General features: G+C 64.5%; 21 protein-coding genes. 6 read left to right on the forward strand and 15 right to left on the reverse strand.

Going from position 1 to position 23357, the window contains the following annotated elements; all coding sequences use genetic code 11:
• Positions 1-13: 13 nt before the first annotated feature.
• Positions 14-1399, reverse strand: a complete 1386-nt coding sequence (locus tag EB233_RS25660; protein ID WP_064987996.1) for a sigma-54-dependent transcriptional regulator — start codon at positions 1397-1399, stop codon at positions 14-16.
• Positions 1396-3348 carry a sensor histidine kinase gene (locus tag EB233_RS25665; RefSeq protein WP_081293914.1) on the reverse strand — a complete coding sequence of 651 codons (1953 nt, stop codon included), beginning with the start codon at positions 3346-3348 and terminating at the stop codon, positions 1396-1398. Before EB233_RS25665 ends, EB233_RS25660 begins: the two co-directional genes overlap by 4 nt.
• 161 nt (positions 3349-3509) lie before the next feature.
• Between EB233_RS25665 and EB233_RS25670 the strand changes: the two genes are divergently transcribed.
• Positions 3510-4838 carry a dicarboxylate/amino acid:cation symporter gene (locus EB233_RS25670; RefSeq protein ID WP_064987994.1) on the forward strand — a complete coding sequence of 443 codons (1329 nt, stop codon included), beginning with the start codon at positions 3510-3512 and terminating at the stop codon, positions 4836-4838.
• 108 nt (positions 4839-4946) lie between these two features.
• Here the strand turns inward: EB233_RS25670 and EB233_RS25675 are convergent, their stop codons facing one another.
• The 12 genes from EB233_RS25675 to EB233_RS25730 form a co-directional block, all read right to left on the reverse strand.
• A complete protein-coding gene (locus EB233_RS25675) occupies positions 4947-5966 on the reverse strand; it encodes an ROK family protein (RefSeq protein ID WP_027055863.1) in 1020 nt (339 codons plus the stop codon).
• Complete coding sequence (locus EB233_RS25680) at positions 5963-6685, reverse strand: ribulose-phosphate 3-epimerase (RefSeq protein WP_064987993.1); 723 nt, start codon at positions 6683-6685, stop codon at positions 5963-5965. The genes EB233_RS25675 and EB233_RS25680 overlap by 4 nt, the downstream gene beginning before the upstream one ends.
• Complete coding sequence (locus EB233_RS25685; protein WP_064987992.1) at positions 6682-7515, reverse strand: alpha/beta fold hydrolase; 834 nt, start codon at positions 7513-7515, stop codon at positions 6682-6684. Before EB233_RS25685 ends, EB233_RS25680 begins: the two co-directional genes overlap by 4 nt.
• Complete coding sequence (locus EB233_RS25690; protein ID WP_064987991.1) at positions 7512-8333, reverse strand: sugar phosphate isomerase/epimerase family protein; 822 nt, start codon at positions 8331-8333, stop codon at positions 7512-7514. Before EB233_RS25690 ends, EB233_RS25685 begins: the two co-directional genes overlap by 4 nt.
• Positions 8333-9409, reverse strand: a complete 1077-nt coding sequence (locus tag EB233_RS25695; RefSeq protein ID WP_064987990.1) for a Gfo/Idh/MocA family protein — start codon at positions 9407-9409, stop codon at positions 8333-8335. Before EB233_RS25695 ends, EB233_RS25690 begins: the two co-directional genes overlap by 1 nt.
• 11 nt (positions 9410-9420) lie before the next feature.
• Positions 9421-10242: a sugar phosphate isomerase/epimerase family protein gene (locus EB233_RS25700; RefSeq protein WP_064987989.1), complete on the reverse strand. Its 822-nt coding sequence runs from the start codon at positions 10240-10242 to the stop codon at positions 9421-9423.
• Between the two features lie 46 nt (positions 10243-10288).
• Positions 10289-11131, reverse strand: coding sequence for a carbohydrate ABC transporter permease (locus EB233_RS25705; RefSeq protein ID WP_064987988.1), 843 nt, complete (start codon positions 11129-11131; stop codon positions 10289-10291).
• A 6-nt stretch (positions 11132-11137) separates the two neighbouring features.
• The gene (locus tag EB233_RS25710; protein ID WP_027055870.1) at positions 11138-12034 is read right to left on the reverse strand and encodes a carbohydrate ABC transporter permease; all 897 of its coding nucleotides are present in this window, start codon (positions 12032-12034) and stop codon (positions 11138-11140) included.
• 139 nt (positions 12035-12173) lie between these two features.
• Positions 12174-13424, reverse strand: coding sequence for an ABC transporter substrate-binding protein (locus EB233_RS25715; protein ID WP_064987987.1), 1251 nt, complete (start codon positions 13422-13424; stop codon positions 12174-12176).
• 109 nt (positions 13425-13533) lie between these two features.
• Complete coding sequence (locus EB233_RS25720) at positions 13534-14679, reverse strand: ABC transporter ATP-binding protein (protein WP_064987986.1); 1146 nt, start codon at positions 14677-14679, stop codon at positions 13534-13536.
• An 89-nt stretch (positions 14680-14768) separates the two neighbouring features.
• The gene (locus tag EB233_RS25725) at positions 14769-15719 is read right to left on the reverse strand and encodes a PfkB family carbohydrate kinase (RefSeq protein WP_064987985.1); all 951 of its coding nucleotides are present in this window, start codon (positions 15717-15719) and stop codon (positions 14769-14771) included.
• Positions 15720-15722: 3 nt separating this feature from the next.
• Positions 15723-16523, reverse strand: a complete 801-nt coding sequence (locus tag EB233_RS25730; protein WP_010914679.1) for a beta/alpha barrel domain-containing protein — start codon at positions 16521-16523, stop codon at positions 15723-15725.
• 162 nt (positions 16524-16685) lie between these two features.
• On the opposite strand from EB233_RS25730, the gene EB233_RS25735 reads away from it, so the two are divergent.
• From EB233_RS25735 to EB233_RS25745, 3 genes are all read left to right on the forward strand, one after another.
• Complete coding sequence (locus EB233_RS25735) at positions 16686-17447, forward strand: DeoR/GlpR family DNA-binding transcription regulator (protein ID WP_064987984.1); 762 nt, start codon at positions 16686-16688, stop codon at positions 17445-17447.
• Positions 17448-17709: 262 nt separating this feature from the next.
• The gene (locus EB233_RS25740) at positions 17710-18858 is read left to right on the forward strand and encodes a Gfo/Idh/MocA family protein (RefSeq protein ID WP_064987983.1); all 1149 of its coding nucleotides are present in this window, start codon (positions 17710-17712) and stop codon (positions 18856-18858) included.
• Between the two features lie 23 nt (positions 18859-18881).
• Positions 18882-19832, forward strand: coding sequence for an alpha/beta hydrolase (locus EB233_RS25745; RefSeq protein WP_081293973.1), 951 nt, complete (start codon positions 18882-18884; stop codon positions 19830-19832).
• Here EB233_RS25745 and EB233_RS25750 read toward each other — a convergent pair.
• Positions 19820-20854 carry a LacI family DNA-binding transcriptional regulator gene (locus EB233_RS25750; protein ID WP_064987982.1) on the reverse strand — a complete coding sequence of 345 codons (1035 nt, stop codon included), beginning with the start codon at positions 20852-20854 and terminating at the stop codon, positions 19820-19822. The two genes, EB233_RS25745 and EB233_RS25750, sit on opposite strands and share 13 nt — an antisense overlap.
• Positions 20855-21117: 263 nt before the next feature.
• Here EB233_RS25750 and EB233_RS25755 point away from each other — a divergent pair, with 263 nt between their 5' ends.
• Both EB233_RS25755 and EB233_RS25760 read left to right on the forward strand, forming a co-directional pair.
• Positions 21118-22071 carry a sugar kinase gene (locus EB233_RS25755; RefSeq protein ID WP_064987981.1) on the forward strand — a complete coding sequence of 318 codons (954 nt, stop codon included), beginning with the start codon at positions 21118-21120 and terminating at the stop codon, positions 22069-22071.
• Positions 22068-23351, forward strand: a complete 1284-nt coding sequence (locus EB233_RS25760) for a D-tagatose-bisphosphate aldolase, class II, non-catalytic subunit (protein ID WP_064987980.1) — start codon at positions 22068-22070, stop codon at positions 23349-23351. The genes EB233_RS25755 and EB233_RS25760 overlap by 4 nt, the downstream gene beginning before the upstream one ends.
• Positions 23352-23357: the final 6 nt, after the last annotated feature.

Here is a 23357-nt window from a genome sequence, read left to right on the forward strand (position 1 = left end):
AGGCCCGCGCACTCTACGTCTGCTCTCGAACAGGATGCGGATCGCCGCCGTTGCGGAAGTCGGATGCGGCAATGCCATAGCGCTTGAGCTTGTCGTAAAACGTCTTGCGCGGCACGCCGAGCGCGTCGATGGCGCCACGCACATCGCCGCCGTGCTCGCGCAGCGCATCGCGGATGAGTTGGGCCTCGTAATAGCCGACGCGTTCGGGCAGCGAGGCCAAAGGCTCCGGCGATTGCGGAGAAACCAACTTCCTGTCGTCGTCCGGGCCGAGACCGAGCGCGACGCGATCGGCGAAATGCGCGAGTTCGCGCACATTGCCCGGCCAGGCGTGCGACTGGAGATGGTCGCTCACCGCAGCGTTCACCTTGGCGACGGGCCGACCGAAGCGCTCGGCGGCCTTGCCTAGGAAATGCCCGAACAGCATCGGGATGTCGCCGCGCCGCTCGCGCAGCGGCGGGATGCGCAACGTCACCACGTTGAGGCGGAAATAGAGGTCCTCGCGAAAATCGCCGCGCTGGTCGGGCCGGCCGAGATCGACCTTGGTCGCCGCCACGACCCTCAGATCGAGGCGCCTTGTCTCGTTGGAGCCGAGCGGGGTGAGGCTGCGCGTCTCCAGCACCCGCAACAGCTTGACCTGCAGGGCCGGCGGCATGGATTCGATCTCGTCGAGAAACAACGTGCCGCCGCTGGAATGCTCGACACGGCCGATGCGCCGCCGCTGCGCGCCGGTGAAGGCGCCGGCCTCGTGGCCGAAAAGCTCGCTTTCGATGACGGTCTCGGGCAGAGCGCCGCAATTCAGCGCCACGAAGGGTTTGGCCCGGCGCCGGCCCCATCGGTGCAAAAGGTCCGCCACCACTTCCTTACCGCTTCCGGTCTCGCCTTCGACCAGAACGTCGACATCCATGTCGGCGATCTGCCGCAAAGTCTCGCGCAGCCGCCGCATGGCCGGAGCTTCGCCGATCAGCGGCATGCCATCGGCGGCCAAAGCCGCGGCCTCACGCAAGCGCCGGTTCTCCATCACCAGCCGCCGCTTCTCCGAGGCCCGCTTCAGCGCCTCGACCAGGCGCTCGCCGGCATAAGGTTTCGGGATGAAATCATAGACGCCATCCTTGAGTGCGGCGACGGCAAGATCGACATCGCCGTGCCCGGTGACCAGGATCACCGGCAGGTCGGCGTCGATAGCCTTGATGCGGTCGAACAGCTGCAGGCCGTTCATGCCGGGCATTCTGATATCGCTGACGACCACGCCCTCGAAACTGGCGTCGACGACGCCAAGCGCCGCCTCGGCGGCCTTCAGCGCCACCACCGCGAAACCGGCGAGTTCGAGTAATTGCGTGGTGGCATGCAGCAGGTCGGCATCGTCTTCGACGAGCGCCACCAGCCCTGATTTGTCGGTCATTCAATCCGCCTCAAATCGATGGTGAAGGAGGCGCCGGCACCGGTGCCAGGATCGAGCCGCAGCGTGCCGCCCAATTCCTGGGCGATCTCCTGCGAGATCACCAGCCCGAGGCCGAGACCTTTCTCCTTGGTGGTCTGGAACGGCATGAACAGATTGCCGGCCGCTTCCGGGCCGAGGCCGGGGCCGTTGTCGCGCACCGAAACCAGCACCCGGTCGTCGCGCTCGGCAATGCCGATCTCGATACGCGCATCGGACTGGTCCTTCATGGCGTCCAGCGCGTTCTGCAACAGGTTGACCAGGATCTGTTCCAGCCGGATGCGGCTCGCCATCACCACCGGCGAGGCATCGCCGCGCGGCTTGACGATGGTAACGCCGGAATCGCGGATGCGGCCGGAGAGCAGCGACAGCGCGCCGTCGATCGCCTCGCGCACCGGCAGCGGCGAGGCGGCAACGCCCGGCCGGCGGGCGAAGGTGCGCAACGTGCTGGTGATGGCGCCGACGCGCTCGGTCATCGACACGATCGATGTCAGATTGCCGCTCGCCGGTTCGGTCTTGCCGCTTTCGAGGAACCGTCCGGCATTCTCGGCATAGGTGCGGATGGCGGCGACCGGCTGGTTGATCTCATGCGCCACGCCGGCGGCGATCTGGCCGAGGATGGAAAGCCGGTTGGCCTGGGCGAGATCGTCGCGCAGCCGGCGGACCTTGGCCTCGGCGTTTTCACGCTCGGCGATTTCTCCGGCAAGTGCTGTGTTGGAGCGCGTCAGTTCGACCGTTCGCGTGGACACGCGGCTTTCAAGCTCGGCATTCATGCGCGCCAGCGCTTCCTGCCGCAGCCTGCGTGTACGGCGGCGGCGGGTGAGCACGTAGCCAAGCAGGCCCGTCAGCAGCAGGCCAAGCAGGGTTGTCAGCCGCGCCGTGTTGGCGGCGGACGTGAGAGCGGCGTCGGCCGGCGTCAGCAGCCACAGCCGCCAGCCGGGGACCGCACCGGGCAGGTCCTGCACCACCTCGACGAACTGGCGCGGCTTGCCCGAACTGTCGATTTTCGCCAGGCCGTCACCCGCACCGCGCCGTATCGGCAAGGGTTCGAACGCGGCATCCGTCAATTGCAATTGCTCATGAGCTGCGGAGGCATCCTGGGCAGAAAGCGGCGCCAGTGCATGGAACCGCCAGTCGGGCTGGCTGGTGGCCAGCACGACGCCGCGTTCGTCGGTGACGAAAACGAGAAAGCCGCTGGAGCGCCAATTGGCCTCGACGCCGTCGAGTTCGACCTTCAGCACCACGACGCCCAGCGGCTTGCCGTTGTCGTCGACGCGGCTGGCAAGGTAGAGACCCGGCCGGCCGCTGATCGTGCCGAGCCCGTACTGGCTGGCGGCGCCCTTGGCCATGGCCTCGTTGAAATAGTGGCGAAAATTGTAGTCGATGCCGACAAAGCTCGCCGGCTCACCGGCATTGCTGGCCGATATAGCGATGCCCGCCGTGTCGATGACATAGATGGCGGACGCAGAGGCGTCGGCGGCGATGGCTTTCAGCTTCTCGTCGAGAGCCGCTTCCTGCATCTTTCCGGCCCGGCGCAGCGCCCCGCGCACGGCATCGTCACGGGCCAGCACCAGTGGCACCAGGCGCTGCTTTTCGATTTCGCCGGTCAGCGTTCCCGCCGCCAGCGGCAAAGCGGCAAGTGCTCCATCGTGCAAATCAGCGGCCGCCTGGCCGGAAGCAATGCGCCCGGCAATGGCGATCGCGCCCGCCAGGATTGCAAGGGCGGCAACAACAACAAGCCAGCGGCCATCGCGCAGCCACGCCACCGCCTCGCGCAGCAAGTCGCGATCGGCTGGGGAGCCGCTATCGGTGCCTGCCTGCGACGTCTGCCCTCTCCCTTTTTCTTCGCGGCCTGCATCGAGTGTAATGCGAAATTCCGCCCAGGCAAACGCCTCTTGTGCGGAAATCCGCACACGCCTTCGCCGAAGAACACTGAAGAAGCCCCGGAATCCTCTGATTCCGGGCTTTCCCCGATCTGGCACGGCGCTTGCAAAACTCCTTCCAGCGGCGGGCGACCGGAACGCCGCGATGGGAGAAGCCACGCACATCCGTCCATCCGGCCAGGGAGAGTTCAATGCACATCGCAGATCAATCCGGCGCGGCCGCCGCGCCGCGCAAACCCCTCTATGCCCAACTCTACGTGCAGGTTCTGGTGGCGATCACCGTTGGCATCCTGCTCGGCCATTACTATCCGTCGATTGGCGAGAGCATGAAGCCGCTCGGCGACGCCTTCATCAAGCTGGTCAAGATGATCATTGCCCCGGTCATTTTCCTGACCGTCGCGACAGGCATCGCCGGCATGAGCGACCTGCAGAAGGTCGGGCGGGTCGCCGGCAAGGCGATGCTCTACTTCCTCACCTTCTCGACGCTGGCGCTGATCATCGGCCTCGTCGTCGCCAATGTCGTGCAGCCGGGCGCCGGCTTCAACATCGATCCGGCGACGCTCGATGCCTCGACCGTCAACACCTATGCCGCCAAGGCGCATGACCAGTCGGTCACCGGCTTCCTGATGAACATCATCCCCGGCACCATCGTCGGTGCCTTCGCCGATGGCGACATATTGCAGGTGCTGTTCTTCTCAGTGCTGTTCGGCATCGCGCTGGCGCTGGTCGGCGACAGAGGCGCGCCGGTGCTCAACTTCCTACAGGCACTGATGGCGCCGATGTTCAAGCTGGTCAGCGTACTGATGAAGGCCGCCCCGATCGGCGCCTTCGGCGCCATGGCCTTCACCATCGGCAAATACGGCATCGGCTCGGTCATCAACCTCGCCATGCTGGTCGGCACCTTCTACGCGACGTCGCTGCTGTTCGTGTTCGTCGTGCTGGGTGCGGTCTGCCGCTACAACGGCTTCTCCATCCTGTCGCTCTTGCGCTACATCAAGGAAGAGCTGCTGCTGGTGCTGGGCACCTCCTCGTCGGAAGCCGCCCTGCCCTCGCTGATGGAAAAGATGGAGAAGGCCGGCGCCAAGCGCTCGGTGGTCGGCCTGGTCATCCCGACCGGCTATTCGTTCAACCTCGACGGCACCAACATCTACATGACGCTGGCCGCGCTGTTCATCGCGCAGGCGACGAACATCCACCTGTCGATGGGCGACCAGATCCTGCTGCTGCTGGTGGCAATGCTCTCGTCCAAGGGCGCCGCCGGCATTACCGGGGCGGGCTTCATCACGCTGGCCGCGACGCTTTCGGTCGTGCCTTCGGTGCCGGTCGCCGGCATGGCGCTGATCCTCGGCGTCGACCGTTTCATGTCGGAATGCCGGGCGCTGACCAATTTCGTCGGCAACGCCGTCGCAACGCTGGTCGTGGCACGCTGGGAAGGCGAACTCGACGAGGCCAAGCTGGCGAGAGCCCTGGCTGGAACAGCCGACGACAATCTGCCGGCCGACATCGTTCCCGCCGAGTAATCCCCGTAGCCGCGTGGCAATGAAGATGGCCGGAGGCAACGTTGCCTCCGGCCATTTTTGTCCGCTGAGGGATGTCAGACAGACTTGCGCACGCCGCACGGCTTGAGCTCAGCCATTGAAGTCCCGCCTCGCTTCCGGAAACGTGCTTGGACCGACAGGCATGCGGGCCGCCAGGCTGCCATCGTCGAACAGCACAAGGCTGGCGGCGCCGACCAGCCCGGCGTGGCGGCCGAGCTGGGCCTGGACCACCGGCACGTCGCGATAGGCGCGCATGGCGCGCTGGCGGATGGTCGCCTCGATGACCGGGTGCATCAGGTCGAGACCATTGGCGATGCCGCCGCCGACGACCAGCACGTCGGGAGAGTAGAGATGCAAGAGATTGGTGAAGCCGACGCCCAGCCAGCGCGCCTCCTCCTCGAGCAGGGCCAGAGCGAGGTCGTCCTGCAGACGCGCCGCCTCGACGACGTGGCGTCCGGTGACCTCGGCGTTGGCCGACAGGCGGCGCAGCGTCGAGCCATCGAAAGGCGATGTGGCGGCATTGGCGCGGCGGCCAAGCGCCGTACCCGAAGCGATGGCCTCGAAGCAGCCGACGACGCCGCATACGCAGCGCTCGCCTTCATTGGTGATGGTCATGTGGCCGATCTCGGCGGCAAGGCCACGGCGGCCATGCAGGATGCGCCCGTCGGCAACGACACCGCCGCCAATGCCGGTCGAAACAGTGACGAAGACGAGCGAGCGCGCACCGTGGCCGGCGCCGAAGCGCCATTCGCCGAGCGCGGCCGCATTGGCGTCGTTCTCCAGCCGCACCGGCAGGCCGAGCCGGCGCTCGAGGATGTCGGCCAGGGGCACATCCTGCCAGCCGGCGAGCGTCGGCGGCCCGACGGCGATGCCGGCCAGCGGATCGAGCGGTCCCGGCGCGCCGACGCCGACGCCGACAATGGCGAGCCCCGGCGCCTCGGCATGCACGGTCGCGGCCAGCGCCTCGATCTGGCCGATCACCACGTCGGGGCCGGCCTGCGCCTGCGTCGGCACGGCGGCGAAGGCCAGGATCTTGCCGTCACGGTCGACCAGGGCGGCCCGAAGCTCGGTGCCACCAAGATCGATCGCGAGCGCGGCTTGGGTTGTCATGCCGCGACCTTCAACCCATGCAGCCAGCCGATACGGCCGGCGAGATCCTTGTCGCCGAAGGCGAGCGAACCGAGAACCACGGTCTCGGCGCCAGCGGCGCGCAGCAACGGCACCGTCTCGTGGCGGATGCCGCCATCGGCGGCCAGCACCACGTGGGCCTCGCGACCGGCCTTCCTCAGGATGGCGCGGGCTTCGCCCAGCCTGTCGCAGGCCGTTTCCGAAAGGCCCTGGCCCTTGACGCCGATCGCGGTGCCCAGCAGCGTGACGAAGGCGACCTCGGAAACGAAGGGCGTCACCGCCTCGACCGGCGTCTCCAGCCGCAGCACCACGCCGGCTTCGGCGCCGAGTTCGCGCGCCAGCCGCACGGCGCGCAGTCCCGCCTCGCCATTCTCGGCATGGACGCTGATCATGTCGGCGCCGGCCTCGATGAACTGGCGCGTCTGCGCCTCGACGATCGAGGTGTCGACCATCAGATGGACGTGAATGGGTTTGGCCGTCAGGCCGGCGATGCGGGCGACGAGGTCAGGGAAGAACAGGAAGGACGGCGCGAAGTGGCCGTCCGCGACATCGATATGATGCAGGTCCACATGAGGTTCGATGCGGCTGAGGTCGCTCTCGAAATTGGCGAGATTGGCCGACCAGAGCGAGAATTCGGCGATCAGACGATCGCGCGGCAATGCGGCGATGGCGGCCGGGCCTGACAAGGGTTTGGAAGTCATGATTGGTCCTGATTGTTGATATTTCTGTCGAGAAAGCCGCCCAGCGCGGCGCGGATTTCGGCGAAATGGCGATCCTTGTCGGTGGCCTTTGGAACCACCTCGGTGAAGATCGCGCCGGGGATTGTCTCGGCGAGCTCGCGGGCCGTCGCCAAGGGGTGAACGAGATCGATGCCGCTGCCGACGACCAGCGTCGGTATTGCAAGAGCAGCGGCTCCGTCGCGCGTCACGCCAGGCCCGTCATTGGCGATCGCCTGCATCACCTCGGCAAAGACATCAGCGTTTTCGCGCGCGAAGAAGCCGAGCAGCGAGGCGAGATTGTCCGGCGCTTCGCTGCTAAAGCGGGCTGATGTCGCGGAGGAGGCGAAGGCGTCGCGGGCCTCATCGAGCGGAAGCCGGCGGATTAGTTCCGCCGCTTCGACGTAAGGGCGCATGTTTTGCGGCGCCGTATCAAAGGCCCAGGCAGGGCGCACCAGCACCAAGCCAAGCACACGGTCCGGGTGGCGAGAAGCGAGGTGCAGCGCGATCGCCGCGCCCATCGAAATGCCGCCTACAACGAAACGGTCGAGCCCGGCCGCATCGGCGGCGGCCAGCACGTCATCGGCGAACATCGCGATCGAGAACGGGCGCTTGCCGCCGGCGCTGGAGCCACCCTGCGCGCGGCATTCGACGGTCAGCCGGCGGCGAGACGGGCCATCGGGAAAGTTCAGCGCCACCTGGGCTGCATCACCGCCGAGACCATGCTGGAAGACGACCGGAAGGCTGCCCTGCCCGGTGTCGAAGACACGGAGTGCGGCATCGTCGCGCAGCATGATCGTCGGCGCCGCGCTCATCGCAGCAGCCCGCGCAGGAAGCCTGCAACATCAGGCGCCTCGTCCGCGGAGAGCCCATGGGTGACGAGCGCGCCGCCGAAGCCCACGGCCCGCAGCCGCGCGACGAAATCAGGGAAATCGACGATGCCTTGCCCTGCCGTAGCGAAGCGGCCGTCGCCGTGCCGGTCCTTGGCGTGCGCCATGGCAATGTGGCCAGCGGCCTCATCGATCGCGGCGGCGACGATGGTGCGCGCCTGGTCCGGCGTAGCGTGTTCGAACAGGTTCGCCGGATCGAGCACGATCTTCAGATGCCTGGAGCCCATATCGGCGATCAACCGCGTCGCGTCGCTCGCCGAAGTGACGATGTTGGCCTGCTCCGGCTCGATGCCGAGATCGACACCGGCGTCCTCGGCCAGCACCAGGGCTTTCGCCATCTCGGCGGCCATGTCGGACCACGCGGAAGGCGTCGCGTTGTCGGGATGATGCGCCCATTGATCGGCGGCATTGCGCGAGCCGGTGCAGAGCGTGACCAGCGGGACGCCGAGCGCTGCCGCCGTCATGATGACCACGGCCAGGCGCCTCAGGCCATCGTCGCGGACGGCCTTGTCGGGATGCGCCATATTGTAGGTGCCTGACAGTGCGGCGAGTGAAACGCCTGATGATTGCGCGGCGGCGCGGATCGCCGCGACAACCTGCTCCGGCACTGCGTCCGGCATCGATGGCAGGCCGGCGCAGGCCAGATTGAACTGCGTCGTCTCGTATCCGGCCTGTTTCACCGCAGCCAGCACCGCGGCCGGGTCGGTGCCCGCAAATGTCTTGGCGAAGATGCCTAGATACATCAGACCGCACCCGAAACCGAGGCGAGTTCAATGCGCTCGCCGGTCTCTACAGAGCGGGCAATCGCCACCATGGCGCGGATCGAGGCGATGCCATCGTCGACATTGGCGCCGCGCATCGGCGCGCCGGTCAGCACGGTGTCGGCCAGGCCCTCCAGCTGGCGGCGGAAGAAATGGCCGTCGGCGCCGAGCGGCTTGCGCGAGGTCGCGTCCTTCTCATGGAAGATGTCGACCTCGCTGGCGCGGAAGTACCAGGGGTTGAAGGTCTTGGCGATGACCGAACCGTTCTCGCCATAAAGCTGGAAACCCTCGTGCCAGTCCATCCGCACGGCAACGGTCAGGTCGAGATGGCCGAGCGCGCCGCTGGCGAATTCGGTCTCGACGAACCAGCAATAGGCGCCGAAGCGCTCGTTGAGGCGCGCGCGCACGGCGGTGATCTTGCCGCACAGGAAGCGTGCCGTATCGACCAGATGCGAGCCATGCGCCAGCATGAAATATTGCCTGAGATCAGCCTTCGGATTGCCCCCAGGCTTGCGCGCCAGCTTGCTGGTGACGGGCAGCGGCTGCACGGCATCGGTGTTGGTGTAGCGATGGGTGGAATCGCAGTACCAGGCCTTCAGCGACAGCACCTCGCCCATCTCGTCGCGGACGAAGTCGCGCGCCGCCTCGAGCGCCGGATCGAAGCGCTTCATGTGGCCGACCTGCAGCACCTTGCCCGACCGCTTCACTGCCGCGGCCAGGGCCTCGCCTTCTTCCACAGAGGTGCCGATCGGCTTTTCGCACAGAACATGCTTGCCGGCATCGAGCGCCTTGATCGACATCGGCACGTGATAGGCATCCGAGGTGGCGACGATCACCGCTTCCAGTTCTGGATCAGCGAGCATGGCGTCATAGTCGGCATACATCTTTTGCGGTTCATAGGTCGCGCCCATGCGGGCGAGCAGGTCTGGCGCCGCGTCGCAGATGGCGTAGAGGTCGGCATTGCCGGCCTTGGCGCAGGATTGCAGATGCGCGAACTGCGCGATGGGGCCGCAGCCGAGCACGCCGACCCTGAGGCGTCTGTCTTGTTTCTTGATCATCGTCTCGTTCTTCAGGCGCCGTAGCTGCGCATTGTCTGGCGGTTGGTCTTGACCGCGCCGGCGGGATCGGCGGCGGCCGTTTCGGATTCCTCTTCAAGCACCAGCCAGCCGTTGAAATGCGGCGCGGTGCTTGCGATTTCGATGACTTCAGGCGTATCGCAGACGCCCTGGCCAAGCATGGCCCAGGTGCCGTTGGCGTCGACGTCCTTCAAATGGATGTAGCGGATGCGGTCGCGATAGGTGGAGAGCGTGTCGGCCATGTCCTTGTGGCCGCGCAGGATATGGCCGGTGTCCGGCACCCAGCCGACCAGACCGGGATCGAGCAAGGCAAACATCGCGTCATAGTCGGCACGGTCGAACAGCAGCGTGTTGTGGTGCGAACTCGGATGCACCGCCACCTGGACACCGGCCTTGCGGCCGAGCTCACCCGCTTTGTTATAGACCTCCGCGGCGATGGCGAACTTGCCATCGCGCGGCCCATCGGAGACGACGGTAGCAGAGCCCATCGACACCAATGCGCCCGGAAAAGCGGCGGCAAAATCGATCCAGCGCTGCGCCGCCTCAAGGTCGGCGCCGATCTCATCCTTGAGCGTAAAACCGCTCTTTGAGCCGAAGGCGAAGGAGACGAGCGTCAGGCCCGACGATTTCAGCGCGGCGGCGAATTCCGCCGGCTTGCCGGCGTAGCGGCCGATCATGGTGTCGGTGATCTCGATGCCGGCATAGCCGCCATCGCCGATCGCCTTCAGCAGATCGTCGGGGCCACCGGTGAACCGGTCTCCCAGCATTTCCCAGGTGAAGGTCTGGCAGCCGACTTTGAGGTCTTTCACGGTCATTCTTTCATTCCTTGACATCGATCTGTTCCATCGGTCTCCGTGCGGCCTACTTGACCGAACCCGCGGTCATGCCGGCGAGGAAGAACCTCTGGGCTACGAGGTAGATGACCAGGAGCGGCAGCGAGCCGAGCACGCTCATCGCCATCATCTGGTTCCATTCGAAGGCGTGCTGCCCCATCAGCAGCTGGATGCCGATCGGGACGGTGCGCATGGACGTTGACTTGGTCAGCGTCAGCGCAAAAAGAAATTCGTTCCAGCACAACAGGAATGTGTAGACCGACGTGGCCACGATGCCAGGCAGTGAAATCGGGACGATCACCCGCCAAAGCGCTGTCCAACTGGTGCCGCCGTCGACAGCCACCGCTTCATCGAGATCGCGGGGCAAGGTGTTCAGATATCCCGTCATCAGCAGGATCGCGTAGGGCAGCGTAAACACCAGGTAAGTCAGGATCAATGCCACATAGGTGTCGAAGATTCCATAGGAGACGACAAGCCCGAAGAACGGGATCAAAAGCGTGATCGGCGGTATGGTCTGCGTGCTGATGATGAGTGTGTTCAGGCTGCCCTTGCCGCGGAAATTGAAGCGGCTGAACCCATAGGCGGCCAGCAAGGCGATCAGCACCGTCAGCACTGTCACCGCTCCCGCCACGAAGTAGCTGTTGAAGAAGAAGCGCAGCTTTACCGGATCGCCAAGGATGGCTGCATACGCTTCCAGCGTGAAGGCCTTCGGCAGGATGGTTGGCGGCAGGGCGAAGATTTCGGTATTCGACTTGAACGAGCTGCTGAGCATCCAGTAGATCGGGAAGGCCGCGAAGAACAGTCCTGCCGCAAGAGCAACATGCAGCGCGACGGTAATCAACTTGTCTTTGCCAGTGTTTCGTCTTGTCATGGTGTCCTACCTAGCCCGCTGATAGCGAATATAGAACAGCGTAAGGCCGAGAGAGATCAACAGGATGACCACGGCGCTCGCCGACGCCTGAGACAGGTTGTAGCTCGAAAACGCCAGCTTGTAGGTGTAGGTGCTGAGCACCTCGGTCGAGTAGATCGGACCACCGCCCGTGGTTATCCAGATCAACGGGAAGACCTGCATGGTCCAGATGAAATCGAGCAGCGAGATGCTGATGATGATCGGCATCAGCTGCGGGATGGTGATGAAGAACAGCTTCTGGTAGGCCTTGGCCCCGTCGATATCGGCGGCCTCGTAGAAGTCCTTGGGGATGCCCTGCAAGCCTGCGAGCAGGCTGACCATGAAGAGCGGGTAGCCCGCCCAGATATTGGCGAAGGTGACGGCGTGCAGCGCGGTCTGCGGCGAGGAAAACCACTCGACCTTGGAACCGATGATGCCCAGTTGCATGAGGATGCTGTTGACGACACCGTTCGGCTCGAGCAGCAGGCGCCAGATCACCGCGATGATCACCGCCGTGAACAGCCAGGGCAGTATGTAGAGCACGCGCAGCACATTGCGCAGGATCGGATTGATGCGGTCGCTGTTCAGCATGAGCGCGAAGACCATGCCGATGGTCATGTGGAAAACGACACTCATGCAGGTAAAGTAGAGCGTGTGCCACAGCGAGGCCCAGAACACCGGGTCGGCGAAGATCGCCTGGTAGTGTTTCAGCCCGGCAAAGGATGGGTCACGACGCAGCACCGCGCTGTTCTGGAATGAATAGGCAATCACCGTCGCCATCGGCAACAGCATCAGCAGGCCGATTATGATGAGCGAGGGCGACAAATAGAGATAGGGTGCGACCGCTCGTTTCAGTTTATGGTGGGAGCGCTTCTGCCGGGTCATGTGCCAACCTTGGAATACGCCTTCAAGAGAAGGTGAGCTTCAAAAACAGGTCCATCTCAGATTGCCGATCCGTTGTTGCCGGGTGGCCTGCCCGAAGTCAGGCCACCCGGTCGAAGATAGCAAACGCGAAACACGCCGATCAGAATTTCGCCATCCAGCCCTTTTGCGCGGCAGCGGCCGCCGCCTCCGGCGTTTGCTCGCCGGCAAGCATCTTCTGGGCCTGCACGTCGAACTGGGTCATCAGGTCTTCAGCCACCGGCAGGCCGGTGAACTCGTTGGCGAGATAGCCGGTCTTGAAGATTTCGAATGCCTTGCCGAAAGCCTTGTCGGAGGTCACGAAGTCAGGCTTGGCGTTGACATTGCCCGGGAAGGCGTTTGCAAGCGACACGAGCTTGGCGTTGACCTTTTCACTCATCAGATATTGGACGAGTTTCCAGGCCTCCTCCTGGTGTTTCGAGCTAGCCGAGATACCGATGCCCCAGGAGGCATAGGGAAGGCCGCGCTTTCCGGTATAGTTGTCCACGACCGGGACCGGGATGAGGTCGAACTTCAGGTTGGGGTTGCGCTTGCGGATCAGGTTCACATGCGCGAGCGAGTCGATCATCATGCCGACGCGGTTGTTGACGAATTCCTCGACCTTTTCCTGTTCGGTCTTGGTGGCAATACCGGGCGAGATGGTGCCGGCGTCGTTGAGCGATTTGACGAAGGTGAGCATGTCCACCACCGGCTTGCCTTCGAGGTCGGGCTTGCCGTTCGCCATCATCGATTGGCCCGAAGCCCACACCCAGGACATCAGGTCATTCTGGACGCCGCCGGGAGACTGCAGCGACAGGGGTAGCACCCAGCCATACTGGTTCTTGTCGGCATGGGTCATCTTCTTGGCGGCGTCGAGAAACTCCGCACGGGTCGACGGCAGCTTGGTCACGCCTGCCTGGGCGGCGAGATCCAGATTCACGAAGACCGGGTAGACGAAGGAAGCGACGGGAAACATCACCGCCTTGCCGTCGACCTTGATGATATCCGCGACCTGGGCTTTGTCGAACTTGCTGGCATCCATCAACGGATTCATGTCGGCCAGCGCACCCTGCGCGTTCAGATTGTTCACCCAGGCGCCATCGAGGCCGACGACGTCGCTGAGCGTTCCGGTTGCGGCGCCAACCGAGATCTGGTCTCGCGTGGTCGCATAGGGGCCGCTGACCAGCGTCACCTTGATGCCGGGGTTTGCGGCCTCGAAGTCATTCATGATTGCCCTGAGCGAGCCGGCCGGCAATTCCGGCTCCCACCATTGGGTGAATTCCAGCGTCGTGTCCGCCGCCATGGCGCCGGTTGCGCCAAGCAACCATGCGGCCGCGGCGATTTTCAGCATCGCGGGTTTTATACGAAACGTCATATTCTCCTCCTTCTTCTAAGATCGACCGCACAATGCCGCCGATCGTCTGGTTATTCAGAAGTCTTCTTTCGCAGGCGCCTCACTCTCGCCTGCGGTCTTCCACGGATCTTCAGATCGCCAGATGCGTCTCGGGATCGAAGAAATGGAACTTGGCATCATCCACGGCCAACTGGATTTCCGAGCCGGCGCGGACGGCGCTGATCGGCTCGAACCTCGCCACCGCGTTCGATGCCAGGCCAAAATCGTCCACCGCGTCCGGGTCGCCGGAATCCACCCGGACCGCGTCGATGTTCAGGTGGACGATCTGTTCGGAGCCGAGTTCCTCGATCGAGGTCACCTTTGCCGGTATCGTCTGATACTTGCGCCCGGATTCGAGGCTGCTGTCATAGAGATCCTCCGGTCGGATCCCGAACACGACCTTGCGCCCGGCATACGACCGCAAGCCCGGCCTGCGTTCGAAGGCTGCATCCTGCAGCCGTATGGCGAAGGCGGCGGATGTCAGTTCGTCGCCCTTCAGCGTCGCCTCGAAAAGGTTCATCGAAGGAGAGCCGATAAAGCCGGCAACGAAGGCGTTCACCGGCGATTCATATAGCCTCTTGGGTGTGTCGACCTGCTGCAGCACGCCGCCTTTCAACACCGCGACCCTGTCCCCCATCGTCATCGCTTCGATTTGGTCGTGGGTGACGTATATGGTCGTGACGCCGAGCTGCTTTTGCAGGCTGGTGATTTCGGCGCGCATTTGAACACGCAGCTTCGCGTCCAGATTGGAAAGCGGCTCGTCCATGAGAAAGGCCGCCGGCTCGCGCACCATGGCGCGGCCCATGGCAACCCTTTGACGCTGTCCGCCTGATAGGTTGGCGGGCTTGCTGTCCAGCAGCGACGTCAGCTGAAGGGTTTTGGCGATCTCGTCGACGCGCTTTTTGCGCTCGGCCTTCGGCTTGCCTGCCAGCCGCATCGAAAAGGCGATGTTTTCAAACACCGTCATATGCGGGTAGAGCGCATAGCTCTGGAAGACCATCGCGATGTCGCGATCCTTTGGCGGCATATCGACGACGTCGACGCCGCCGATCCGAAGGCTGCCGCTGGTGATGTCCTCCAATCCCGCGATCATTCGCAACGCGGTGGATTTGCCGCAGCCAGACGGGCCGACGAGAATCAAGAACTCGCCATCCTCGACCGATAGGTTCAATTGATCGATCGCTCGAAAATTGTTCCCGTAGGTCTTGCAGATATTCTCAAGAACGACTTCTGCCATCTTCCTCCCTCCACAAGTCCAAGCCACTGATTTTGTAATTATTCGTGGCCGGCGTTCACTTGCGAAATATTTCCTCGGATAGTTTCAATCTATGTTCCGGTATCGAGCCGCGCATATTTCAGTTCGACCGCCGACGGAGCGTTCGCCGATGCCAGGAGTTCCGTGACCTGTTCGTCGGTCGGAAGCGCCTCGCGCCCGCCACGCCCCGTTATCGACAATGCCGCGGCCGCGGCCGCGAATGCGACCGCGCCCGCGGTGTCGGCTCCGCGCGTCAATGCTTGGGCATAGGCGCCATGAAAACAGTCGCCGGCGCCGGTCGAGTCGACGACGGCAACCCGGTGGGGAGGCAAGTGCCAAAGCCCTGTTTCGTCGCGCCCGCGATAATAGACGCCCCTGCCGCCATCTGTCAGAACCACGGCGGACCGCGACGGCAACCACAAGGCGTCGAGCATCTCAGCGGGCGATCTCCGGCCCGTGGCGACCTGGGCAAAGCCCAGGGGAAGTATGAGATGATCGCATAGCGCGATCAGTTTCTCGGTGGCCGGCCCGCCGCTCCATTCGATATCGCCGAGGATCGCAAGGCCGAGATCGCGAGCCCGAGCCACGACATCCAGCGACCGGATCGCGTAACTGTCGACGATCAGGACGGTCGCGCGGCTGAGGACCTCGTCCGGAAAGTCCGGCGCGGTGCCCAGCATCGCTTCGTCGTCATACGCGATGAACCGCTCTCCATCCGAGCCGACGGTGATCCGTGAGCGCACCGGGCGCGCGCGCGGATGGCGCGGCGCGAATGCAGTTTCAACGCCGCTGGTAATGAGATCGCACAGCACGGCGTCGTCCGCGGCACTGGCCAGCCATCCGATGAACCCGGCGGTTCCGCCGAGCCGCGCGACGGCGGCAAGCGCCGTCGCGACATTTCCACCGAAGGCCTGGGCACTCTGCAGAACCTTCCCCTTGCCCGCCGACAACGGCTGATCGACATAGACGATGTCGTCGATCGCGATAGCGCCGAAGCCGAGGATTGAGGGGACGGTGGGCATCGTTCAGGCACCCGCCTTCGCCAGGGCGTCTTGCGCCGAAAGGCCGTCATGGATGACACCCCGAAAGGCAAGCGCTGCCTTCTGCGGATCGCCGTGCCCCCAGAGATTGCGGCCGACCACGGCGCCGCGGGCGCCGGCGCGTATGGCATCCGCCGTCTGCTGAAGGGCGCCGAGCAGCGTATCGGTCTTTGGACCACCCGCGATAACAACCGGCACCGGGCAGGTGCGGACGGTCTCTCGGAACGACTCGAAATCGCCCGTATAGCCTATCTTGATCACGTCGACGCCGGACTCGTAGCCGATGCGCGCCGCATAGGCGATCTCGTCGGGGGTGAAGACGATTTTTGCTCCGTCGGTGAAATCGCGAGGGTAGATATGCGCCACGACAGGCATGCCGTAGCGGGCCGCCGCATTCACTGAATCGGTCAGCCAGCGTATGTACTTGCCCTCGGTCGCGCCGCGCACCGGAATGGCCACGGCCAACGCATCGGCCCCCGCGCGCACCGCATCCTCGGGCGTTGCGATCAGCTCACTGATGCGATCGTCGGGGGTGAAGCAGCCCGCCTGGATCACCAGAGAGGCTTTGCCCGCGTATTGCGGCCATAGATGGCGCGCGGTGCCGGGCTGGATGCTGACGTAGTCGGGTTTGCCCGCCATGACCCGCGCCAGCGCGCCCGGCAGGTCGGCAAGCCCTCCTTTGCGGACATCGCCATAGCCGACAAAGTGGTCGACCGCGCCGCCAAAAAGGTTTCCCGATGGATGCGAAAAGAGGCGCGCCAGGCGCACCTTGGTTCCTAGGCTCATGAGTACAGAATTCTCCAATGGTTTAGTTCCGAAACCCTGAGCCTAGTTTTTTCGAAAGAAACAAGAAAAGCAATCTTTCGAAAGCTTTCGAATTTGCATATTTTTGGTAGAGTGAACCGAGGCCAGAGCGAGTGTCTGGCGCATGGAGGCAAGGACAGGGCAATGTTGTCGGAGCAGAGACGCCAGGCGATCCTGGGTGAGGTGCAACGCAGCGGGCAGGTTCGCACGAAGGACCTGTCCGACGATTTTGACGTGTCGGAAGTCACGGTGCGCTCCGACCTCGAGATCCTGGACCGCAAGGGGCTTCTGACCAAGACCCGTGGCGGGGCGGTGACCCGGACCACCGATTCGACCACGGCCGCGTTTGCCCGGCGGATGCAAACGAACCTCGATGCAAAGAAGCGCATCGCCCGGGCAGCGGTCGAACTGTTCGAGGACAACCAATCGGTCATCTTCGACGGCGGCTCGACATTGATGCAGGTTGCCATGCTGTTACCGCCGCTCAACAATGTCGTGGTCGCGGCCACGGCGATGAATATCGTCCAACATCTGATGCATCGGCCCGGGCTCGACGTTCACATGATCGGCGGCCGCGTCTATCCGGACACGGTGAGCACGCTGATCACCGATGCCGATACGGCTCTCGGCGGCCTGGTAGCGCATCAGGTTTTTGTTGGAGCGCATGCGATCGACTCGTCGCTGGATGTGGTCGACGTGAACGAAGACATGGCGCGAACGAAGCGAAACCTCGTTCGCATGGCCCGGCGCGTTGTCCTCCTCGCCGATTCGAGCAAATGGGGTGTCAGCGGCACCTCCAAGGCATTTTCCCTGTCGGGCGTCGATGTGGTGATCACCGACGATGGCCTGCCCGGTCCAATTCGCACCCAGCTTGAGAGGACCCGAGCCAAGGTGATCTATGCCTGATGCCGTAGCGGCCCCTGACTCAACGGGAAGATCCAATGCATGCATGACCGACGGGCTTGGTATCGGCGCCCGGCCGTTTTTCATGTCCGGCATTTTTTCCTCCCAAGGCCGGCATTCTTCCGATGCCGCCAGCGTTTTCGCATGTTGCATAAAAATTTTACGCGCGTCAATATTTAAAATGTTGTATAGCGCTTTTCGAAAGTGATCCGCTTCCGTGGCAGGGACCGGGCAAACGACGACTCACTGGGAGGTACGACAGGAAATGCAGGCAAAATCACAAGCCAAGCTTGGCATCGGCGTCATCGGATGCGGCAACATCTCGATGACCTATCTGCGCAATGCCGCGCTCTTCGGCGGCGTCAAACTGCGCGCCTGCGCCGACATCTCCGCCGACATGGCGGCATTGCGGGCAAAGGAATATGGCATCCGTGCGCTCGGTGTCGATGCGCTGCTCGCCGACCCCGAGATCGATCTCGTCCTCAACCTGACCATTCCGGCGGCACATTTCGACATTTCGTTTTCAGCCCTTTCGGCCGGAAAACATGTCTTCACCGAAAAGCCGCTGGCGACGTCGGCCAGTGACGGGCGCCGGCTGGTGGCGGAGGCGGCCAAGCGCGGCGTGCTGCTCGGCTCGGCGCCGGATACGTTCCTCGGCGCCGCCGGACGCCGCGCGCGCCGCTTGATGGACGAGGGCGCGATCGGCCGCCCGGTCACCGGCACCGCCTTCATGATGGGACGCGGCATGGAGCACTGGCACCCCAATCCGCAATTCTACTACCAGCCGGGCGGCGGCCCGGTGTTCGACATGGGACCCTATTACCTGACCATGCTGGTCAACCTGCTTGGCCCCGTAGCCCGCGTCATGGCGATGGCGACTAAGGGACAGGAGGAACGGCTGATATCAGCCGAGGGGCCATTCAAGAACACGACGTTCAAGGTCGGCACGCCGACCAACGTACTGTCGCTGCTCGAATTCCGCTCCGGCGCCACCGTGACCTTCGGCGCCTCGTGGGATGTCTTCAAGCATTCCAACCACCCGATTGAACTGCATGGCACGGAGGGTTCACTGCGCCTGCCCGATCCCGACACGTTCGGCGGCACCGTCTCGCTGTCGGAACGCGGCGCCGACTGGAAGGATTTTGCCAGCGAAGGCGAACTTTACGGTGCCCGCAATTGGCCCTATGCGGCGCCCGACCGCGCCAATTACCGCATGCTCGGCGTCGCCGATCTGGTGCGCTCGCTGAAGACAGGGGCAACGCCCCGCGCGTCCGGCACTCTGGCGCTGCATGTGCTGGAGATCATGGAGGCGATCCTGCATTCCGGCGAAACGAAAAGCTCGGTCGCCATTGCCGGCGATGTCGTCCAGCCGGCGCTGCTGACCGAGGACGAGGCACGCAGTCTTCTCGCTTAGGCGCAGTGATGGTGGAGATGGTGATGACGCTCGATCCGGATGCGCTGCGCGTGCTTGAAATCGGCCGCGCGGCCGGCGGCGAGCCGTTCGAGAACGGCAGGGTGGCCGCGGCGCGGGCCGCCTACGACGCTTCTTTTCCGACACAGCAGGGCGAGCACGAGCCGGTGGCAGCGACCTCGCAACAAGCGATCGACGGGCCGAATGGCCCGATTACGATCCGCATCCACCGCGGCACCGGCGCGCCACGGACCGGAGCGCGCGCCGTGCTCTATCTGCATGGCGGCGGCTGGGTCATCGGCAGTCTCAACTCACATGACGAGATCTGCCGCTGGCTGGCCAATCTGGGCAACGCCGTCGTCGTCTGCCCCGACTATCGGCTGGCGCCGGAGCACAAGTTTCCGGCAGGGCTCGAGGATTGCACGGCGGCGCTTCGCTTCATGGCCGAGAACGCCGGCGAACTGGGCATCGACCCGGCCCGCATCGCCGTCGCCGGCGACAGCGCCGGCGGCAACCTAGCGGCCGTGCTGGCGTTGCTCGCCCGCGATGGGCAGGCACCGCCGCTTGCCGCACAGATCTTGATCTATCCCAACACCGATGCCCGCCAGACGGCGGACAGCTATCGGCGTTTCGGCGACGGCTTCGGGCTCACCGCCGCCACCATGGCCTGGTTCCGCAACCACTATGTGCGAACGCCCGCCGACGTCACGGACTGGCGTGTCTCGCCGCTGCTTGCGTCAAGCCTGGCCGGCGGCGCGCCTGCGTTCGTCGTGATCACCGGTCACGACATCCTTGCCGACGAAGGCATGGCCTATGCCGAACGCCTGCAAGCCGACGGCGTGCCTGTGGTGCTGAGGCGCTGGCCGGGCCAGATCCACGGCTTCGTCTCGATGGGCCGCCACATACCGGCCGCGCGGCAAGCGGTGAGCGAGGCGGCGGGCTGGCTGCGACTGCAGACGCGTGCTCAGGCCGACTGACGCATCACCAGTGTCGCGCCGAGCTTGACGTTGCGCGCCACCCCCTGGCCGGGCGGATCGGCCTCGTCCAGCAAGGCCAGCAATATCTCGACGCTGCGGCCGGCCATGGCGGCGAAATCCTGCGCCATGGTGGTCAGCGCCGGACAGGTGTAGCGGCTCAGCGGATGATCGTCATGGGCAGCGACACGGAAGTCGCAATCGGCGCGGCGGCCGATCTTCAGCCCACGCGAGAAGGCGGCGGCCATGACGCCGAAGGCGAGACGGTCGTTGGCGCACAGCAGCGTGCGCGCCGGCAGGCCGCCTTTCTCGAGCGTCCTGTCCATCCACTCATAGCCGATGCGCTCGAAATCCCAGCTGTAGTCGCCCGCCGCCTTGAGCACGACGGGTCCCAGGCCGGCTGCCTGCATCGTGTCGATATAGCTCTGCAGGCGCTCGCCGGAATTGTGGTTGACATGCGGGATGTCGACATAGACCGGCGGTTCGCCGGATCGGCAGAGATAGTCGACGATGGTCGACGTGCTCTGATGGTTGTCGTTGCCGACGAAAGGCGTGTCGCCTTCGATGTAGGTGTCGAAATAGACGATCGGAATGTCCTCGCTCATCCGCTCGAAGACACCGGGTTCGGAAACCGACCCCAAGGGAGCGACGATGGCGCCGGCGACCTTCAGCGACATCAGCGTCCTGACCGATTCCGCCTCCAGTTTCGGCGACCCGTGCGAGGAGATGACGATCGGCCAGAAACCCTCGTCGCGGCAGCGCAGTTCGATGCGGCTGACCATTTCGGCATAGAACGGATCGGCGATCGTCGGCACCACGATGCCGACATTGCGGGTGCGTTTGCGGTTGAGATTGCGGGCGAAAACGTTGGGCTGATAGTCCGACGAGCGCAGTGCCGCCTCGATGCGCGCCCGCGTCGCCGGCTTCACGCTCGCCGGATCGTCGAAGTACTTCGACAGGGTCGGCCGCGATACGCCCGACGCCTTGGCGAAATCATCCATCGTGCGGTGAGTCTTCTCCGCCATCGATATGTCCAGCCCCTTTGCGCGCGCCGCCCGCCACTTTCCGGCCGGGCAGAATCAGTCTTGCGACCGTTGCCGTGAGGCAGCATTGCTTGACCGAACTTATTCAGTCAAATTTTCCCGTTTCCAATACAAACTCTGAACCATTGCGCGCGTCAAATTATTTATTGACGCTCTCAAATCGGCAACCTAGGCTTCGCGCCTGCACGGATATGGAGAAAAGGCCCCGGCAACCGGGCGCCAGCCATCCAGCAAATGGTGAGGATATGAAGAAACTGGTTTGCGCCGGCGAGATCCTGGTCGAGATCATGGCCGAGCGCATCGGCCAGAGTTTCCGTGCCCCCGGCCCGCTGGTCGGCCCGTTTCCCTCCGGCGCGCCGGCGATCTTCATCGACCAGGCGGCACGGCTCGGCCAGCCGGCAGGCCTGATCGCGGCCGTCGGCGACGACGATTTCGGGCATTTGAACATCGAGCGCCTGCGTGCCGATGGCGCCGACATCTCGGCCATCAAGGTGCACCGGGGGGCCGCGACCGGAACCGCCTTCGTCACTTACGAGACCGACGGCAGCCGGCACTTCGTCTACAACATCAAGCACAGTGCGGCCGGCCTGATCGAGATCGGCCCCGAGGCGCGCGCGCTGCTGGCCGGCGCCGATCATTTTCACGTCATGGGCACCTCGCTGTTCTCACCCGAAGTGATCGAGGTGGCGCGCGACGGGATTGAGGCGGTCAAGGCGCGCGGCGGCACGGTCTCCTTCGACCCCAACATCCGCAGGGAGATGCTTGATCTGCCGGGCATGCGCGACGCCTTGCACTTCGTGCTGACGAAGACCGATGTGTTCCTGCCGAGCGGGCCGGAACTGTTCATCTTCACAGAGGCAACCGACGAAGAAAGCGCGGTGCGTGAGATGCTGGACCGCGGGATTTCCACCGTGGTCGTCAAGAAGGGTGCGGACGGTGCCGTTCACTACGATCAAGCCGGACGAACCGCCGCGCCTGGCTACGCCGTCGACGAAATCGATCCGACCGGTGCCGGTGACTGTTTCGCGGCGGCCTTCGTCTCCTTCTGGCTGCGCGGGGCGGCGCCCGAGACCGCGTTGCGCATCGCCAATGGCTGCGGCGCGCTGGCGGTGACGAAGAAGGGACCGATGGAAGGCATCGCCTCGCTCGCCGCTGTCGAGGCGTTCCTCGCGACAGCCAAGGCCGGAGCGCCGGCATGAGCCAGGCGACCGATAGGCTGGCGGCCATCGCGGCGCGCCGCGCGGTGGGCGAACGCTGCGGCATCGCATCGATCTGCTCGGCCCATCCACTGGTTATTGAAGCGGCGCTGCGCCACGGCAAGGCGCGCGGCGCCGATGTGCTGATCGAGGCCACCTGCAACCAGGTGAACCACGAAGGCGGCTATACCGGCATGGCCCCCGCCGATTTCCGCCGCTTCGTCGAGACGATCGCTGGCAAGGTCGGTTTTTCCCTCGACAGGCTGGTGCTGGGCGGCGACCATCTCGGTCCCAATCCGTGGAGACACCTGCCGGCGGCCGAGGCCATGGCGAAGGCTTCGCGCATGGTCGACGCCTATGCCGAGGCAGGCTTCACAAAAATCCACCTCGACGCCAGCATGGGCTGCGCTGGCGAAGGCGCGGCACCGCCCGACGTGACGATCGCTCATCGCGCCGCCGAACTCGCCGAAGTGGCAGAGGCCGCGACGCAACGAACGGGCGGCGCCATGCCCATCTACGTCATCGGCACTGAAGTGCCTGTCCCCGGCGGCGCCCTGGAAGCAATGGACCATCTGGCGGTGACGACACCGGAGGCGGCCCTAGAAACCGTGCGCATCCACCGCGAAGCCTTCAGCCGGCGACGCCTCGACCAGGCCTTTTCACGGGCGCTCGGCGTCGTCGTGCAGCCGGGCGTCGAATTCGGCAATGCCGAAGTGATTACCTACCAACCGGACCGCGCGCGGACGTTGGCCGGCACATTGCGGGACCTGCCGCAATTCGTCTTCGAGGCGCATTCGACCGACTACCAGCCGGGTGCGGCACTGAACAAGCTGGTCGATGACGGCTTCGCCATCCTCAAGGTCGGGCCATGGCTGACCTTCGCGCTGCGCGAAGCGCTCTATGGTTTGAGCCACATCGCCGACATTCTTGCCCCCGACACCTCGCGCGAAACCCTGCCGGCGGCGATGGAGCGCGTCATGCTGGCGGCGCCGGGCCACTGGAAAAGTTACTATCACGGCTCCGAGGTCGAGCAGCGGATCGAACGGCATTTCTCCTACAGCGATCGTATCCGCTACTATTGGCCGGCGCCAGGCGCCCAGGAGGCCGTTGGTGCTCTGATGCAGGCGCTCGGCGACCGCGATATCCCCTCACCCCTCATCAGCCAGTATCTCAGCCGTCTCGGCGGTGCGGTGGCGAATGGATCCATCGCGCCCAAGGCAAGGGAACTGCTGATCGCTGGCGTGACGGAAGTTCTCGACATCTATGCCGGCGCAACCGGCTGACCACAG

It is taken from the genome of Mesorhizobium erdmanii (assembly GCF_013170725.1).
Lineage (GTDB): Bacteria > Pseudomonadota > Alphaproteobacteria > Rhizobiales > Rhizobiaceae > Mesorhizobium > Mesorhizobium erdmanii.

Excerpts from the sequence above, each read along its gene's own strand:
- EB233_RS25730 (WP_010914679.1), bottom strand. The coding sequence starts at position 16,523 with ATGAGCCTAGGAACCAAGGTGCGCCTGGCGCGCCTCTTTTCGCATCCA.
- EB233_RS25680 (WP_064987993.1), bottom strand. The coding sequence starts at position 6,685 with ATGACTTCCAAACCCTTGTCAGGCCCGGCCGCCATCGCCGCATTGCCG.
- EB233_RS25720 (WP_064987986.1), bottom strand. The coding sequence starts at position 14,679 with ATGGCAGAAGTCGTTCTTGAGAATATCTGCAAGACCTACGGGAACAAT.
- EB233_RS25725 (WP_064987985.1), bottom strand. The coding sequence starts at position 15,719 with ATGCCCACCGTCCCCTCAATCCTCGGCTTCGGCGCTATCGCGATCGAC.
- EB233_RS25690 (WP_064987991.1), bottom strand. The coding sequence starts at position 8,333 with ATGTATCTAGGCATCTTCGCCAAGACATTTGCGGGCACCGACCCGGCC.
- EB233_RS25700 (WP_064987989.1), bottom strand. The coding sequence starts at position 10,242 with ATGACCGTGAAAGACCTCAAAGTCGGCTGCCAGACCTTCACCTGGGAA.
- EB233_RS25675 (WP_027055863.1), bottom strand. The coding sequence starts at position 5,966 with ATGACAACCCAAGCCGCGCTCGCGATCGATCTTGGTGGCACCGAGCTT.
- EB233_RS25670 (WP_064987994.1), top strand. The coding sequence starts at position 3,510 with ATGCACATCGCAGATCAATCCGGCGCGGCCGCCGCGCCGCGCAAACCC.
- EB233_RS25705 (WP_064987988.1), bottom strand. The coding sequence starts at position 11,131 with ATGACAAGACGAAACACTGGCAAAGACAAGTTGATTACCGTCGCGCTG.
- EB233_RS25750 (WP_064987982.1), bottom strand. The coding sequence starts at position 20,854 with ATGGCGGAGAAGACTCACCGCACGATGGATGATTTCGCCAAGGCGTCG.
- EB233_RS25715 (WP_064987987.1), bottom strand. The coding sequence starts at position 13,424 with ATGACGTTTCGTATAAAACCCGCGATGCTGAAAATCGCCGCGGCCGCA.
- EB233_RS25745 (WP_081293973.1), top strand. The coding sequence starts at position 18,882 with ATGACGCTCGATCCGGATGCGCTGCGCGTGCTTGAAATCGGCCGCGCG.
- EB233_RS25755 (WP_064987981.1), top strand. The coding sequence starts at position 21,118 with ATGAAGAAACTGGTTTGCGCCGGCGAGATCCTGGTCGAGATCATGGCC.
- EB233_RS25695 (WP_064987990.1), bottom strand. The coding sequence starts at position 9,409 with ATGATCAAGAAACAAGACAGACGCCTCAGGGTCGGCGTGCTCGGCTGC.
- EB233_RS25710 (WP_027055870.1), bottom strand. The coding sequence starts at position 12,034 with ATGACCCGGCAGAAGCGCTCCCACCATAAACTGAAACGAGCGGTCGCA.
- EB233_RS25735 (WP_064987984.1), top strand. The coding sequence starts at position 16,686 with ATGTTGTCGGAGCAGAGACGCCAGGCGATCCTGGGTGAGGTGCAACGC.
- EB233_RS25760 (WP_064987980.1), top strand. The coding sequence starts at position 22,068 with ATGAGCCAGGCGACCGATAGGCTGGCGGCCATCGCGGCGCGCCGCGCG.
- EB233_RS25685 (WP_064987992.1), bottom strand. The coding sequence starts at position 7,515 with ATGAGCGCGGCGCCGACGATCATGCTGCGCGACGATGCCGCACTCCGT.
- EB233_RS25740 (WP_064987983.1), top strand. The coding sequence starts at position 17,710 with ATGCAGGCAAAATCACAAGCCAAGCTTGGCATCGGCGTCATCGGATGC.
- EB233_RS25660 (WP_064987996.1), bottom strand. The coding sequence starts at position 1,399 with ATGACCGACAAATCAGGGCTGGTGGCGCTCGTCGAAGACGATGCCGAC.